The sequence below is a fragment of the Sphingomonas sp. genome (assembly GCF_965227385.1).
Taxonomy (GTDB): Bacteria; Pseudomonadota; Alphaproteobacteria; order Sphingomonadales; family Sphingomonadaceae; genus Sphingomonas.
Genome location: NZ_OZ245750.1, coordinates 3,304,041 through 3,318,614 on the forward strand (window position 1 = coordinate 3,304,041; position 14,574 = coordinate 3,318,614).

A 14,574-nucleotide genomic window follows, 5' to 3' on the forward strand; every position below is an offset into this window, starting at 1 on the left:
GCATTGCACAATGGAGAGGCCCGAGTGGCACGTAAGTTCCTCTATATCGTGGCGGTGTTGATCGTGCTCGCGCTTGCAGCGACCTTTGCGTACCGGATCTGGGGTGTGGAACTGCTGCGGCAGGCCATGGTCCCCGGCGGGCGCTTCGAATCACAGGCAGCGCTGCCCAGAGGCAGCTATGCGCGCGCCGACATGTGGCTCGCCCGCCCCGACAAGCCGGGCAACCCCGCGCTGTGGACGCCACAGGGGATCAAGCCGGCCGACAAGCCCGAGGCGGCGGTGTTCTTCCTCCACCCGACCTCCTACCTCAACCGCGCGAAGTGGAATGCGCCGCTGGATGACGAGGAGGCGAACGACCGCGCCAACCTGTTCCTGCGCGGACAGGCGAGCGCGTTCAACGGCGCGGGCGCGATCTGGGCGCCGCGCTATCGGCAGGCGACGTTCGGCGCGTTCCTGACCAGCAAGGCGGATGCGCAACAGGCGCTCGACCTCGCTTATGGCGACATCACCGCTGCCTTTGACCAGTTCCTGAAGGAAGCGGGCGACCGCCCGATCATCCTTGCCGGGCACAGCCAGGGCGCGCTGCACCTCACCCGCCTGTTGCGCGATCGCGTCGCGGGCAAGCCCCTCGCAAAGCGCATCGTCGCTGCCTATGTCGTCGGCTGGCCCATATCGAAAGCGGCGGACCTGCCTGCACTCGGCCTGCCCGAATGCACCGCCGCCGACCAGAGTGGCTGCATCCTTTCGTGGCAGAGCTTTGCCGAACCCGCGGACCCATCGCTGATCCTCGACACGTTCGACGCCTCGACCGGCTTCACCGGCGCGCCGCGCAAGGGCACGGCGATGGTCTGCACCAACCCCGTTACCGGCGTTCCGGCCGCAAAGGACGCGGCGATGTTCGATGTCGGCAACCTGCTTCCAGCATCGGACCTCTCCTCGGCCACGCTGGCGAAGAGCCAGACGACGCTGCGTTGCGACGGTCGCGGCTTCTTGTTGCTCGGAACCGTACCGCAGGGGGTTGGCGGGCAATATGTCCTGCCCGGCAACAACTATCATGTGTTCGACTACACGCTGTTCTGGAGCAATGTCCGCGCCGACGCCGAACGGCGGCTGACCGCCTATCGCACGCGGCGCAGCGCCTGGATCGACCTCTTTGCGCGCCGGGCAGTGGGATGATTACCACCGACGCCGCTGCGTTTCGCGATGCCCTGCCCGACGGCGGGCGCCTGCTCGGGCTCGATGTCGGGACCAAGACGATCGGGACGGCTTTGTGCGATGCCGGCTGGTCCTTCGCCAGCCCCGCGCACCTGATCAAGCGCACCAAGTTCACCGCCGACAAGGCTGAACTGGTGACACTGATCGGCCACCAACAGGTCAAGGGGCTAGTGATCGGCCTGCCCCTCAACCTCGACGGGACCGACAGCCCGCGCACCCAGTCCACCCGTGCCTTCGCCCGCAACATGGCCGATCTCGCCCTGCCCATCTTCCTGTGGGACGAACGCTGGTCCACCGCCGCGGTCGAACGTCAGATGATCGCCGAAGACCTCTCGCGCGCCAAACGCGCCGAGCGGGTCGACAAGCTTGCCGCAAGCTACATCCTGCAAGGGGCGATCGACGCGCTCGCCGCGGGCTAGACTTGCCCTCCCCGCCTCGCTAACCGGCACCTTTAATGCAACCGCCGATCGATCATCGCCCCGGCGCCCAGATTCAGGGGCGCGCCGTGTTTCCGCACGCGCACCTCACGGGCATTTCCGGGCTCCAGCCGCACGAAATCCTGTTCCTGCTCGACGAGGCGGAACAATGGATCGAGGCGAACCGCAACCGCGCGCCCAGCGACCATCGCCTAGACGGGCTGACCCAGATCAACGCGTTCTTCGAGAACTCGACGCGGACGCTGCTGAGCTTCGAGATCGCGGGCAAGCGGCTCGGCGCAGATGTCGTCAACATGCACGCCGCGCAATCGAGCGTAAAGAAGGGCGAGACGCTGATCGACACCGCGATGACGCTCAACGCAATGCGCGCGGACGTGATCGTGATCCGGCACATGTCCTCCGGCGCCGTTCAGCTGATCGCAGACAAGGTCGATTGCCCGGTGCTCAATGCCGGCGACGGCAGCCATGAGCATCCGACCCAGGCGCTGCTCGACGCCCTCACCATCCGCCGTCGGCGGGGAGCCATCGCACATCAGCGTGTCGTGATCTGCGGCGATATCCTGCACAGCCGCGTTGCGCGCTCGAACATCCTCGCCCTCACTGCGCTCGCCGCCGAGGTCCGCGTGGTTGCCCCGTCCACCTTGATGCCCGCCGCGATCGAGAAGATGCACGTCTCCCCCTTTACCGATTTCGATGCGGCGCTGGAGGGGGCCGACGTGGTGATGATGCTGCGACTCCAGAACGAACGCATGTCGGGGGCCTACATCCCCTCGACGCGCGAATATCACCTCAATTACGGCCTGACGCTCGAACGGCTGAAGCGTGCCAAGCCCGATGCGCTGATCATGCACCCCGGCCCGATGAACCGCGGGGTCGAAATCGACTCGGTTGTCGCCGACCTGCCCGGCCGTTCCGCCATCACCGAACAGGTCGAGATGGGCGTGGCAGTGCGGATGGCGTGCCTCGACGTGCTGACCCGGCGTGCGCGTGGCGTGGAGGGCTGGGCATGAACCGCATCTTCCGCAACGCCCGGCTGATCTGCCCTGAAGGTGGTGCGCGTAGCGGCGACCTGTTCGTCGCCGACGGGCGGATCGCCAACACTGCGCCCGACGGGGCCGAGGTCGTCGACTGCGGCGGCAAGCTGCTGGCCCCTGCCCTCACCGACCTCGGCGTGTTCGCGATGGACAAGGCGGCGTGCCGCGCCGGCGGAATCGTGCGCATCGGCCTGATGCCCGACCAGTCGCCCGTCCTCGATGGCCCCGGCCTGGTCCAGCGCGCCGCCGACATGGGCAAGCCGGAACTTTGGGTCCACCCGATCGCCGCCGCCACGCGCGGGCTGGAGGGGACCGACCTTGCCGAATATGCCACCAATGCCGGAGCGGGCGCGCGCGCCGTCGGCAGCGGTCGCGGCTGGATCGCGGACAGCGGCGTCATGCGCCGCGTGCTGGGCTATGCGCGGGATTGCGGGATGGTCGTCATCTCGCACCCCGAAGACGTCGGACTGACTCGCAACGCCGTGGCAACCGAAGGCGAGACCGCGACTCGGCTCGGCCTCCCCGCCGCCCCCGCGATCGCCGAAGCGCTGGCGGTCCAGCGCGACCTGACCCTGGCCGAAGCGACCGGCGCAGCGCTTCACTTCCGCCAGCTGACCACCGCCGCCGCGTTCGACCTGGTGCGGGCCGCCAAGGCGCGCGGCGTGCGCGTCACCTGTGGCATCACCCCGGCGCATCTGCTTCTGTCCGACATCAACCTGTCCGATTTCCGCACCTTCGCGCGCCTGTCTCCCCCGCTCCGCGACGATAGCGACCGCCTGGCCGCGCTCGCCGCGCTTGCTGACGGGACGATCGACGTGCTGTGTTCGGGCCACGATCCGCGCGGGCCGGAGGAAAAACGCCTGCCGTTCGCCGATGCGACTCCGGGCATGGCAGGTGCGGCAACGCTGCTGACGCTGGGTCTGGGGCTGGTCCGCGACGGCCATTTGACGCTCGACCGCCTGTTCGCGCTCGTCGCACGCAACCCCGCCGGTATCCTCGGCATCGACACCGGCACGCTCGCGGCGGGCATGCCCGCGGACCTCGTCCTGATCGATCCCGATGCGCCGTGGCAGATCGCCGCCGACGCGATGGCCGGAAAGGCGGGGAACACCCCGTTCGACGGCCTCCCCGTTCAGGGCAAGGCGGTGCGGCTGTTCAAGGGCGGCAGCGAAGTAGCCTGACTAAGTAAAGGGCCGGGGAATCACCCCCGGCCCTCTGATCTTTCGTTCGGCCCCCGCCTCAGCGCAGCCAGCTGGCCTTCTTGTCGCCTGCAGCAGGACGCACGAAGCAATTGCCGCCGTCACTACGAACTTCACGGCACAGCGCATCCGCATCAGCGCGGGCGAGCCCGCCGACCGACAGCCGCTGAAACGCGCCCGCCTTGGTCGAAACACCGGCGCTGGCCGGGGTCATCCCCTTCAGCTCGGGCGTGCGGCGCACCATTCGGCCCCATGCGTCACGGGCGACGCCGATGCTGTCATAGGCACCGAGCTGGACATACCAGCTGCCCTTCGCGAAACGCTGGGTGGACGGAACATCTACCCGGACCGGCTTGATCGCGCCGACGCTGGCGACCGAAGTTTCGGCACGCACGGCGCGGGTCGGGAGCGCCTGGACGATTTCCTGACGCGGGCCGAAGACGATCTGCTGACCGCTCGGCGCGGTGACCGACGGTCCCTGCGTGACTTCAATTGCCGCCACATCCACCGACGTCGCGGCTGCGGCTGCTGCAACCGCTTCGACCGGGGCTGGGCCGGGCATATAGGTTTCGACCGGATCGGCGACGCGCGTTGCGGCAACCGCGCTGGTCATCGCGTGGGCCAACGCCAGCCGCTCGGGCTGCCCCTGGTCTGCGATCGGCGTCACGCCGAGCAGCGAGGCGACCTGGTCATAGGCGTTCTGCGGTCGCGCAAAGCTCGCCCATTGCATCATGCGGCCATCGACCTGATCGGGCGACAGGTCGAGCGCGGCGATCGCGCGTGCCTGCGGCCACTGGCCCGCCAGCGCGAGGCTGAGCGCAAGGTTCTGGCGCGTTTTGGCATCAGCGCCGGGCTGGCGCGCAATCTCCATCAGCAGCGCCACGGCACCTGCGGGATCGCCCGCCAGCGCCATGGCCAGGCCGCGGTCGCTTGCCGGGATCGTCGCGCTATGCGTTGCCAGCGTTTGCCGGGCCACGTCCCATTCGCCCGTCGCAATCTGCGCGAGGGCAAGGTTGAGCGCGGTGCGGCCATTGGCGGGATCGAGCGACAGAGCCTCGTTCAGCGCCTGCGCCGCCGACACGAACCGGCCCGCGAACAGATAGGTTTCGCCCAGCAGTTTGCGATATTCGCCATTGCGCGGGTCGAGCGTAACCGCAGCCTCGGCATGGGTCACCGCCTTCTGTCCCTCGCCCTTCTTAAGGGCCTTGGTGGCGGCGGCCGCTTCCTTGGCGGCGCGGCGCAGATCGGCGGTCTCGACACCGCCGCTGGCGACGGCGAGGCCGCCGATCAGCGTGGGACCGCCCACGATCGGTGCACCCAGCACCAGTGCAGAGACCGATACGGTCAGAATGCGACGAAGGTTCATGGCTCTGTGTCCCCCTGGATCAGCGCGCCTTGCCCGCGGGCAGCCGGTCGACCAGCGCCCCCAGTTCGGGCAAGGATTCGAGAAATGCATCGAGCGCCTCGGTGACGATGACCTGCGCCGAGCGGCCATTGACCGCCGAGGCAAGGCGCAGCTTGAGATGACGGTCTTGATCGAGCCGCAGCGTGAACGCCGCCTTGCCCTTGCGCGCGCCGACCTCGCGCCCGATCCGGGCGGCGGTGGCGGTCGATACAGGGCGCACAGGCGTTTCGGGTTCAGGCGCGACCGGTGCGGCAACGGGCGGTGGCGGCGCGAATTCCTCGACCAGCGTCTGGCGCTGAGCAAGCACCGGCGGCACCGGTTCGACCACCGGCGCGGGCGCGGGCAACTCGCCGCCCATGTCGTTCCAGCCGAGATCGTCGAGCGAGGTCCCCGGATCGAGGCCGACGAAACCTTGCGGGCGCATCGCGGGGCGCGCCTGCCCCTTGCGGGCGAGCAGGCCCGAGGACAGCGACGCGGCGGGCTTGGCGGAGCCGAACATCAGCTCACCACCCGGCGGCCAAAGCCACCCTGCGGACGCCCGGCAAAGGCGGCATGCGGCGCCGCCGCAACGGCGGGGGCGCTGAACACGGTGCGGCGGAAATTCTTCTCCAGCCGGTCGTTGATATAGGCCCAGAGGGCGGTGACCTCGGCGGCGGACTTGCCGTTCGGATCGACCTCCATCACGGTGCGACCGTCGATCATCGACGCGGCGAAATCGGTGCGATGGTGCAGCGTCACGGGCGCTACGGTGCCGTGCTGCGACAGCGCGACGGCGGCTTCACTGGTAATCTTGGCCTTGGGCGTCGCGGCGTTGACGACGAAGATCAGCGGCTTGCCAGCGCGGTCGCACAGGTCGACCGTGGCGCCGACGGCGCGCAGGTCGTGCGGTGATGGACGGGTCGGAATGACGATCAGCTCCGCGACCTGGATCACGCTCTGGATCGCCATGGTGATCGCGGGCGGAGTGTCGATCACAGCAAGGCGGAACCCCTGCTGGCGCAGTACCTCAAGATCGGCCGCGAGGCGGGCGACCGTGGTCTGCGCAAAAGCCGGGAAATCGGTCTCGCGCTCGTTCCACCAATCGGACAGCGACCCTTGCGGATCGATGTCGATCAGAACGACGGGGCCATGGCCGGCCCGCTGCGCCTGCACCGCCAGGTGCCCGCTCAGCGTGGTTTTGCCCGAACCACCCTTTTGTGATGCCATCGCTAGTACGCGCATCTACCCCTCGAAAAAATCCCGGTTGCCCAGCCTTGGGGATGCCATCGGGAAACTAAGAAGGGGTTAATACGGTAGCGCGGCACCGGATTGTCCCATGCCGGGCTTAACCAAAGCGCAAGCATATCTTGGCCATGCTATGGTTAACTGGCATTATCCACGTGTTGCGGATCGGGGAACGGACGGAATGAAGCACATCATCTGGGCGGCGGCGGCGGTCGGCGCGATGCTCGTCTGCGCGCCGGTTTTGGCACAGGCCGATGTAAAGGCCGGTGTCGAAGCCTGGCAGCGCGGCGATTATCGCACGGCGGTCGCGCAATGGCGCGGCCCGGCCGTGGCGGGCGACGCCGATGCGCAGTTCAACATGGGGCAGGCGTACAAGTTCGGCCGCGGCGTGCCGGCCGATCTTGCACAGGCCGAGGAATGGTATCGCAAGGCCGCGCTTCAGGGCCACCCGCAGGCCGAGGAGAATTACGGCCTCGCCCTGTTCGAGAATGGCAAGCGGCTGCAGGCGGCTGAATGGCTCGAAAAGGCCGCTGCCCGGGGTGCGCCGCGGGCGCAATATGTACTCGGCACGATGCTGTTCAATGGCGACGCCGTGACCAAGGACTGGGTCCGCGCCTATGCCCTGATCGTCCGCGCGGCCGCCCAGGGCCTGCCCCAGGCATCGACCTCACAGGCGCAGATGGACGGCTATATTTCTTTGGCCGACCGCCAAAAGGGGTTGGAGCTGGCGCGCGTCTACGAACGCGATGCCGGTCGCCCGAGCATCGCAGCGGCGCAGCCGCCGCGCGGCAGCCCGCCGCCCGCTCCGGTCGGGCGCGCCCAGCTCCCGCCGTCCACGGCCTATCAGCGGGGCGAGCCGACCCCGGCGCCGACGCAGAGCGCCGGAGTGCGCCCCGCTCCACCGATTGTCCGTCCTGCGCCCAGGCCGACCCCGAAACCGGCGAACCCGCCCCCCGTGACGGCCACCGCCGCCATCCGCGACGGCGGCTGGAAGCTTCAGCTCGGCGCCTTCGGCGAACCCGGCAATGCGCAGAAGCTGTGGTCACAGGTCGGCGGCCGTTTCCCTGGCCGCGCGGTCAGCTATGTGAAGTCCGGTCGCTTGACCAAGGTGCTCGTCGGCCCCTTCGCCTCCAGCGCCCAAGCCGGCGCCGCGTGTCGCGGCCTAAGCCCCTGCGTTCCGGTGCGGGAGTAGTCCCAAGCTCCTTCCCCGCCAGGGTTAGGATAACTCGGGTTCACGCCACCCAATCCCCTCGCGCGATCCCCTGCGCATAGAGCAGGGCTGTCAGATCGCCATGGTCGATCCGCGCGCCTGCCGCAGCGGCTACGATCGGCTTGGCGCGATAGGCTACGCCAAGCCCAGCCTTACGGATCATCGCCAGGTCATTCGCGCCATCGCCAACGGCCATCGTCGCCGATGCGTCCAACCCCAGCTCTGCCATCGCGCCGAGCAGTGTCGTTTCCTTGGTCGATGAGTCCACGATAGGCTTGGTCACAGCCCCGGTCAGCGCGTCGCCATCGATCAGCAACTCATTGGCAATCACGCGGTCGAAGCCAATCTGTGCGCCGACCGGGCCGGCGAAGCGCGTAAAGCCGCCCGACACCAGGATCGCGGTCGCCCCGCGCGCCTTCATCGTCCGCACCAGCGTGCGCGCGCCGGGCATCAGCCGTACCCGTTCGGCCAGACAGCGGTCGATCGCGTCCGCGCCCAGCCCCTTCAGCAGAGCCACCCGTGCGTCCAGCGCCTCGGCAAAATCCAGTTCACCACGCATCGCCGCTTCGGTCACTTCGGCGATCTGCGCCTTGATCCCGGCATAGTCGGCCAGTTCGTCGATGCACTCGACCGTGATCATCGTGGAGTCCATATCGGCGACAATCAGCGCCTTCTCGCGGCCCGCGACAGGCTGTACGACGACGTCCACCCGCGCCCATGCACCTTCCAGTGCCGCGCGCGCTGCGCCGGGGTCGGTATCAAAGAACAGGTCGCTCGCCTTGCCTTCGTCCAGCGTCTCCACGCCGCGCGGTCCGCACCCGGCATCAGCCAGCTTGTCCAGCGCGGAGGAAATATCCCCCGCGTCGAGCCGATCCGCTGCTATCAGCGTTGCGATGAACATGCCGCACTCCTCCAGGCCAAGGGTCGCGCTCATTGCAGGACCGACCGCCAGCGGCAAGTCCGCTTTGGCGATCGCGCTCGCGCAGGCAACTGGCGGCACGGTGATCAACGCGGATTCGGCGCAGGTCTATGCCGAGCTGCGCGTGCTGAGCGCTCGCCCCTCGACCCGGGACGAAGCGCAGGCGCCCCACAGGCTGTTCGGCCATGTCGCAGGCACCGACGATTATTCCGCAGCGCGCTGGGCGGCCGAGGCGAAGGCGGAGATCGCGGCGGCGCAGGGACGCGACAGCCTGCCGATTCTGGTTGGCGGGACCGGCATGTATATCCGCACGCTGCTCGATGGTATCGCCCCGGTCCCGGGCATCGACCCCGCGATCCGGGCGGAGGTCCGCACGCTTCCCGTGGCGCAGGCCTATGATCTACTCAGCGAACGCGACCCCGATGCGGCGGCGCGCCTCGCCCCCGCCGACACCACGCGCGTCGCGCGCGCGCTGGAAGTGGTCACCGCCACCGGCCGCACGCTGGCCGAGTGGCAGCGGGCCAAGGTCGGCGGCATCGGCGACCAGATCGACCTCGCCCCGCTCATCCTGCTCCCCGACCGCGCATGGCTGACTGAGCGCTGCGACCGGCGGCTCGCCGCGATGTTCGATGGCGGTGCGATCGACGAGGTCGCTGCCCTGCTCGCCCGCGACGACATCCCCCCCGAAGCCCCGGTGCGCAAGGCGATCGGCGTGCCGGAGATCGCCGCGATGCTGGCCGGCGAGATCGGGCGTGCAGAAGCGCTCGAACGGGCGCAGGCGGCGACGCGGCAATATGCAAAGCGCCAATATACCTGGTTGCGCCACCAGCCGCCGGCCGATTGGCGACGCACTGACTCGACAGATATTATCAATCAGATGTCAAATTTCGCACGAATCGTATAAACGTATTGCTTGACACGCATCTTTCATACGCATAGCAGCGCGCTTCCCCCAGTCGCATTGCACTGCGGCAAACCAGGAGACCTACCGTGGCCGAGAAAAGCGGAGCAGACATTCTGATCGAGGCGCTGGTCGACCTCGGTGTGGAGGTCGTGTTCGGCTATCCCGGCGGCGCGGTGCTCCCGATTTACGACGCGATCTTCAAACAGAAGAAGATCCGCCACATTCTCGTCCGCCACGAACAGGCGGCGACGCACGCGGCGGAGGGCTATGCCCGCTCGACCGGCAAGCCCGGCGTCGTGCTCGTCACCTCCGGCCCCGGCGCGACCAATGCGGTCACCGGCATCACCGATGCGCTGATGGATTCGATCCCGATGGTCGTCATCACCGGCCAGGTGCCGACGCACCTGATCGGCAGCGACGCATTTCAGGAAGCGGACACGGTCGGTATCACCCGCCACTGCACCAAGCATAATTATCTGGTGAAGGACCCCGCTCAGCTCGGCGCGGTGGTGCATGAGGCATTCCATATCGCCACCTCGGGCCGCCCCGGTCCGGTCGTGATTGACATCCCCAAGGACGTCCAGATTGCGACCGCGCGTTACAGCAAGCCCGGCCCGATCCAGCACAAGACCTATCGCCCGCAGGTCAAGGCCGACAAGGCGTTGATCGAAGCGGCGGTGGAGATGCTGGCGGCGGCGGAACGACCGGTCTTCTACACCGGCGGCGGCGTCATCAACTCCGGACCCGGCGCGTCGCAGCTGCTGCGCGAGCTGGCGAAGATCACCGGCGCACCGGTCACCTCGACGCTGATGGGCCTTGGCGCCTTCCCCGCTTCGTCGGACCAGTGGCTCGGCATGCTCGGCATGCATGGCACCTATGAAGCCAATTATGCGATGAATCAGGCCGACCTGATCATCGCGGTCGGCGCGCGCTTCGACGATCGCGTGACCGGACGGCTCGACGCCTTCGCGCCGCATGCGAAGAAGATCCATATCGATATCGACCGCTCGTCGATGAACAAGACGGTGCGCGTCGACCTGCCGATCGTCGCCGATGTCGGCCACGCGCTCGAGGACATGCTGCGTATCTGGAAGGCGCGCCAGCATCCCAAGCCCGACCTGTCCGAATGGTGGCGCCGCATCGAAGGATGGCGCGCGGTCAAGTGCCTAGACTTCCCCGAGGAAGGCCCCGGCATCGACGCCAGCACGATCATGCCGCAGCGCGCGATCCAGGCGCTGTGGGAGGCGACGCGCGACCAGGCCCCAATCATCACGACCGAGGTCGGCCAGCATCAGATGTGGGCCGCGCAGCACTTCCATTTCGAAGCGCCCAACAAGTGGCTGACGTCGGGTGGTCTGGGCACAATGGGCTACGGCCTGCCCGCCGCGATCGGCGCGCAGTTGGGCAACCCCAAAGCGCTGGTGATCGACATCGCCGGCGAAGCGTCGATCCAGATGAACATCCAGGAGCTGGCGACCGCGACCCAGTATCGCCTGCCGGTCAAGATCTTCATCTTGAACAACGAATATATGGGGATGGTCCGCCAATGGCAGGAACTGACCTATTCCAGCCGCTATTCGGAGAGCTACAGCGACTCGCTGCCCGATTTCGTCAAGCTCGCCGAAGCCTATGGGTGGAAGGGCATTCTGATCGAGCATCGCGATCAGCTCGACGCGGGAATCGCCGACATGCTGGCCTATGACGGGCCGGTTATCGTCGACTGCCGCGTCGCGAAACTCGCCAACTGTTTCCCGATGATCCCGTCGGGCGCCGCCCATACCGACATGCTCCTCCAGGCCGCCGAGGTTTCCGGCGAAATGGACGACGAAGCCAAGGCGCTGGTCTAAGCTCATGCACATCAAGGAAGAGAAGGCCGAGCGGCACACGCTCGCCGTCATCGTCGACAACGAACCGGGCATCCTCGCCCGGATCGCCGGTCTGTTCACCGCGCGCGGCTACAACATCGAGAGCCTGACGGTGAGCGAGATCACCGACGACAAGTCGGTCAGCCGCATCACCATCGTCACCAGCGCGAGCCCGCACGTGCTGGAGCAGATCGTGTCGCAGCTCGACCGCCTCGTGCCTGTACACAAGGTCCACGATCTCACTGCCGAGGGCGATCATGTCGAGCGCGAGCTGGCGCTGGTCAAGGTAGCGGGCACCGGCGACCACCGGATCGAGGCGCTGCGCCTGTCCGAAGTCTATCGCGCCCGCGTGGTCGATGCGACCATCTCCAGCTTCGTGTTCGAAGTGACCGGCACCACCGAAAAGATCGACAAGTTCATCGAACTGATGAGCGAAGTCGGCCTGATCGAAGTCGCCCGGACCGGCATCGTCGCCATCGCACGGGGACGTGAGGCGGCCTGAATCAATCCGTCACCCCTGCGAAAGCCGGGGTCTTGCGCGGCAAGCGCACGGCATAACCACGGGAGACCCCGGCTTTCGCCGGGGTGACGAGCCCGGACCAAAGGGAAGAAGAACATGCGTGTCTATTACGATCGTGACGCCGACCTGAACCTGATCACCGGCAAGAAGATCGCCATTGTCGGCTATGGCAGCCAGGGCCATGCCCATGCCCAGAATTTGCGCGACAGCGGCGTTGGCGAAGTGGCGATCGCGCTGCGTGCCGGTTCGGCGACCGCCAAGAAGGCGGACGGCGCGGGCTTCAAGGTCATGTCTACCACCGAAGCGGCGAAATGGGCCGATATCCTGATGATTCTGGCGCCCGACGAACATCAGGCCGCAATCTGGGAACATGACATCAAGGGTCACATGAAGCCGGGCGCCGCGCTCGCCTTCGCCCATGGCCTCAACGTCCATTTCGGCCTGATCGAACCGCCGGCGGACATCGACGTCATCATGATCGCGCCCAAGGGCCCGGGCCACACCGTGCGCAGCGAATATGTCCGCGGCGGCGGCGTCCCCTGCCTGATTGCAATCCATCAGGATGCGACCGGCAACGCGCATGACGTCGCCCTCGCCTATGCCAGCGGCGTCGGTGGCGGCCGTTCGGGCATCATCGAAACCAACTTCAAGGAAGAGTGCGAGACCGACCTGTTCGGCGAGCAGGCGGTTCTGTGCGGCGGCATCACCCACCTGATCCAGGCCGGGTTCGAGACTCTGGTCGAGGCGGGCTATGCCCCCGAAATGGCTTATTTCGAGTGCCTGCACGAGACCAAGCTGATCGTCGACCTGCTCTATGAGGGCGGCATCGCCAACATGCGCTACTCGATCTCGAACACCGCCGAATATGGTGACATCAAGACGGGCCCGCGCATCATCACCGACGAGACCAAGGCCGAAATGAAGCGCGTGCTCGCCGACATCCAGTCGGGCCGCTTCGTCAAGGACTTCGTCCTCGACAACCGCGCCGGTCAGCCCGAGCTGAAGGCGAGCCGCAAGGCCGCCGCCGCGCATCCGATCGAGCAGGTCGGCAGCGAGCTGCGCGCGATGATGCCGTGGATCGGCGCGAACAAGCTGGTGGACAAGGAAAAGAACTGACCGAAAGCCGGGGCGGGGTTGGATTCCCCGCCCCGCCTCCATAAAGCTGGAGCCATGCGCTCCCCCGCCCTGCCCTTCGCCGTCGCGCTCGCGCTGATCGCGGGCGGCTGTCAGGAGCGGCGACCCGACGACGTGCCGGTCGTGGTGAGCGCCATCGGCGACCCGGCGACCTTGCGCGATCCCGCGCGCGCCACGCTCGACTTGCCCGACGCCGTGCTGCTCGGTGCCACGGCGCAGGGGCTGGTCCGCTTCGACGCGAATGGCGGGATCGAGCCGGGTGTGGCGGAACGCTGGATCGTCAGCGACGAGGGCCGCAGCTACATCTTTCGTATCCGCAAAGCCGAATGGCCTGACGGAACCAACGTGACCGCTGCCGACGTCGTCGCGAGCCTGCGCACGGCGATTGCGCCGCGCGCGCGTTCACCCCTGACGCCGTTCGTCGCGGTGATCGACGAAGTCGTCGAAATGACCCCGCAGGTGATCGAAGTCCGGCTGAAACACCCGCGCCCCGACCTGCTGAAACTGTTCGCCCAGCCGGAATTCGCCATCCTGCGTCGCCCCCGCCTCTCCGGAACGGGACCACTCCGGGCCGGTGCGGAAGGCGGCGGCAGCCCACTGCTTCGCCCTGTGCCCGATCCCTATGCGGCGATCGAAAATGCCGCAGCGCCCGAAGCTGCAGACAATGTCCGGCTTATCGGCGAACGTGCGGCAGTCGCGTTGGCGCGGTTCGCGGCGCGCGAGTCCGACCTCATCCTTGGCGGGAGCTTCCACGACTGGCCGCTGCTCGACCATGCGGGGATCGCGCCAGCCAATTTGCGCATCGACCCCGCTGTCGGCCTGTTCGGGCTGGCGGTTGTCTCGGAAGAAGGCTTCACCGCCGATCCGGCCAATCGCGCGGCGCTTGCGATGGCGATCGACCGCGCGGCGCTGACCGCGCGTTTCCGTCCCCAATGGACACCGGTCGAAACGCTGCTGCCCGCGCAACTCGACTCGGCGGCAGCGCCGGCCGCTCCTGCATGGCTCCCGCAATCGCTGGACGCGCGGCGCATCCTTGCGCGCAACCTGGTGACCGCGTGGCGCGCCGCCAATCCCGACGCATCGCCGGTCATCCGCATCGCCATGCCGCGCAGCCTGGGGACCAAGCTGGTCTGGTATAGCCTTCGGCGCGATCTGCGCGCGATCGGCCTGCAACCCGCCTGGGTTGCCGAGAGCGAGGACGCCGATCTGCGTCTGGTCGATGCGGTCGCTCCCTATGACAGTGGCCGCTGGTATCTCGCCACCGCCTGCCGCCGGTGCCCCGAGGATCTGGCTGCGGTGATCGACGCGGCACGCGACGCGCCGACCCTGGCGGACCGTTCACGCCGCATCGCCGAAGCGGACCTCGCGCTTACGGCTGCGCATCGCTATATCCCGGTCGCACAACCGCTGCGCTGGTCGGTGGCGGCCCTCAGGCTCCGGGCGTTTCAGACGAACCCCCGCGCCTGGCATCCGCTGACCCATCTGCGCGAACCGTAAGGGAGGACCGA

At 67.6% G+C, this 14,574-nt stretch carries 14 protein-coding genes; 10 read left to right on the forward strand and 4 right to left on the reverse strand.

The annotated features are described in order from the left end of the window. Window positions 1-24 precede the first annotated feature (24 nt). From ACO05N_RS16175 to ACO05N_RS16190, 4 genes are read left to right on the forward strand one after another with little or no spacing between them, the layout of a single operon-like run. Complete coding sequence (locus ACO05N_RS16175) at window positions 25-1,176, forward strand: DUF3089 domain-containing protein (protein WP_422058018.1); 1,152 nt, start codon at window positions 25-27, stop codon at window positions 1,174-1,176. Next, window positions 1,173-1,634, forward strand: coding sequence for a Holliday junction resolvase RuvX (gene ruvX / locus ACO05N_RS16180; protein WP_422058019.1), 462 nt, complete (start codon window positions 1,173-1,175; stop codon window positions 1,632-1,634). The genes ACO05N_RS16175 and ruvX overlap by 4 nt, the downstream gene beginning before the upstream one ends. A 35-nt stretch (window positions 1,635-1,669) precedes the next feature. Then, the gene (locus ACO05N_RS16185) at window positions 1,670-2,662 is read left to right on the forward strand and encodes an aspartate carbamoyltransferase catalytic subunit (RefSeq protein WP_422058020.1); all 993 of its coding nucleotides are present in this window, start codon (window positions 1,670-1,672) and stop codon (window positions 2,660-2,662) included. After that, window positions 2,659-3,867 carry a dihydroorotase gene (locus ACO05N_RS16190; RefSeq protein WP_422058021.1) on the forward strand — a complete coding sequence of 403 codons (1,209 nt, stop codon included), beginning with the start codon at window positions 2,659-2,661 and terminating at the stop codon, window positions 3,865-3,867. The genes ACO05N_RS16185 and ACO05N_RS16190 overlap by 4 nt, the downstream gene beginning before the upstream one ends. Window positions 3,868-3,925: 58 nt before the next feature. Here ACO05N_RS16190 and ACO05N_RS16195 read toward each other — a convergent pair whose 3' ends face one another. From ACO05N_RS16195 to ACO05N_RS16205, 3 genes are read right to left on the reverse strand one after another with little or no spacing between them, the layout of a single operon-like run. Further along, entirely contained in the window at window positions 3,926-5,251 is a 1,326-nt protein-coding gene (locus tag ACO05N_RS16195) for a tetratricopeptide repeat protein (protein ID WP_422058022.1), read from the reverse strand. 19 nt (window positions 5,252-5,270) lie between these two features. Beyond that, window positions 5,271-5,789, reverse strand: coding sequence for a hypothetical protein (locus ACO05N_RS16200; RefSeq protein WP_422058023.1), 519 nt, complete (start codon window positions 5,787-5,789; stop codon window positions 5,271-5,273). Further along, window positions 5,789-6,511, reverse strand: a complete 723-nt coding sequence (locus ACO05N_RS16205; RefSeq protein ID WP_294017893.1) for a ParA family protein — start codon at window positions 6,509-6,511, stop codon at window positions 5,789-5,791. The genes ACO05N_RS16200 and ACO05N_RS16205 overlap by 1 nt, the downstream gene beginning before the upstream one ends. Window positions 6,512-6,695: 184 nt before the next feature. Between ACO05N_RS16205 and ACO05N_RS16210 the strand changes: the two genes are divergently transcribed. Further along, window positions 6,696-7,706, forward strand: coding sequence for an SPOR domain-containing protein (locus ACO05N_RS16210; protein ID WP_422058024.1), 1,011 nt, complete (start codon window positions 6,696-6,698; stop codon window positions 7,704-7,706). A 40-nt stretch (window positions 7,707-7,746) separates the two neighbouring features. Here the strand turns inward: ACO05N_RS16210 and serB are convergent, their stop codons facing one another. Continuing rightward, entirely contained in the window at window positions 7,747-8,625 is an 879-nt protein-coding gene (gene serB, locus ACO05N_RS16215) for a phosphoserine phosphatase SerB (protein ID WP_422058025.1), read from the reverse strand. Here serB and miaA point away from each other — a divergent pair. From miaA to ACO05N_RS16240, 5 genes are all read left to right on the forward strand, one after another. Next, a complete protein-coding gene (gene miaA, locus ACO05N_RS16220) occupies window positions 8,618-9,547 on the forward strand; it encodes a tRNA (adenosine(37)-N6)-dimethylallyltransferase MiaA (protein ID WP_422058026.1) in 930 nt (309 codons plus the stop codon). The two genes, serB and miaA, sit on opposite strands and share 8 nt — an antisense overlap. 86 nt (window positions 9,548-9,633) lie before the next feature. Then, window positions 9,634-11,394 (forward strand): acetolactate synthase 3 large subunit, encoded by a 1,761-nt coding sequence (locus ACO05N_RS16225; protein WP_422058027.1) that lies wholly within the window; start codon window positions 9,634-9,636, stop codon window positions 11,392-11,394. A 4-nt stretch (window positions 11,395-11,398) separates the two neighbouring features. Next, window positions 11,399-11,914, forward strand: coding sequence for an acetolactate synthase small subunit (ilvN, locus tag ACO05N_RS16230; RefSeq protein ID WP_422058028.1), 516 nt, complete (start codon window positions 11,399-11,401; stop codon window positions 11,912-11,914). A 114-nt stretch (window positions 11,915-12,028) separates the two neighbouring features. After that, the gene (gene ilvC, locus ACO05N_RS16235) at window positions 12,029-13,048 is read left to right on the forward strand and encodes a ketol-acid reductoisomerase (protein ID WP_422058029.1); all 1,020 of its coding nucleotides are present in this window, start codon (window positions 12,029-12,031) and stop codon (window positions 13,046-13,048) included. Between the two features lie 54 nt (window positions 13,049-13,102). Next, complete coding sequence (locus ACO05N_RS16240; protein ID WP_422058030.1) at window positions 13,103-14,563, forward strand: ABC transporter substrate-binding protein; 1,461 nt, start codon at window positions 13,103-13,105, stop codon at window positions 14,561-14,563. Window positions 14,564-14,574: the final 11 nt, after the last annotated feature.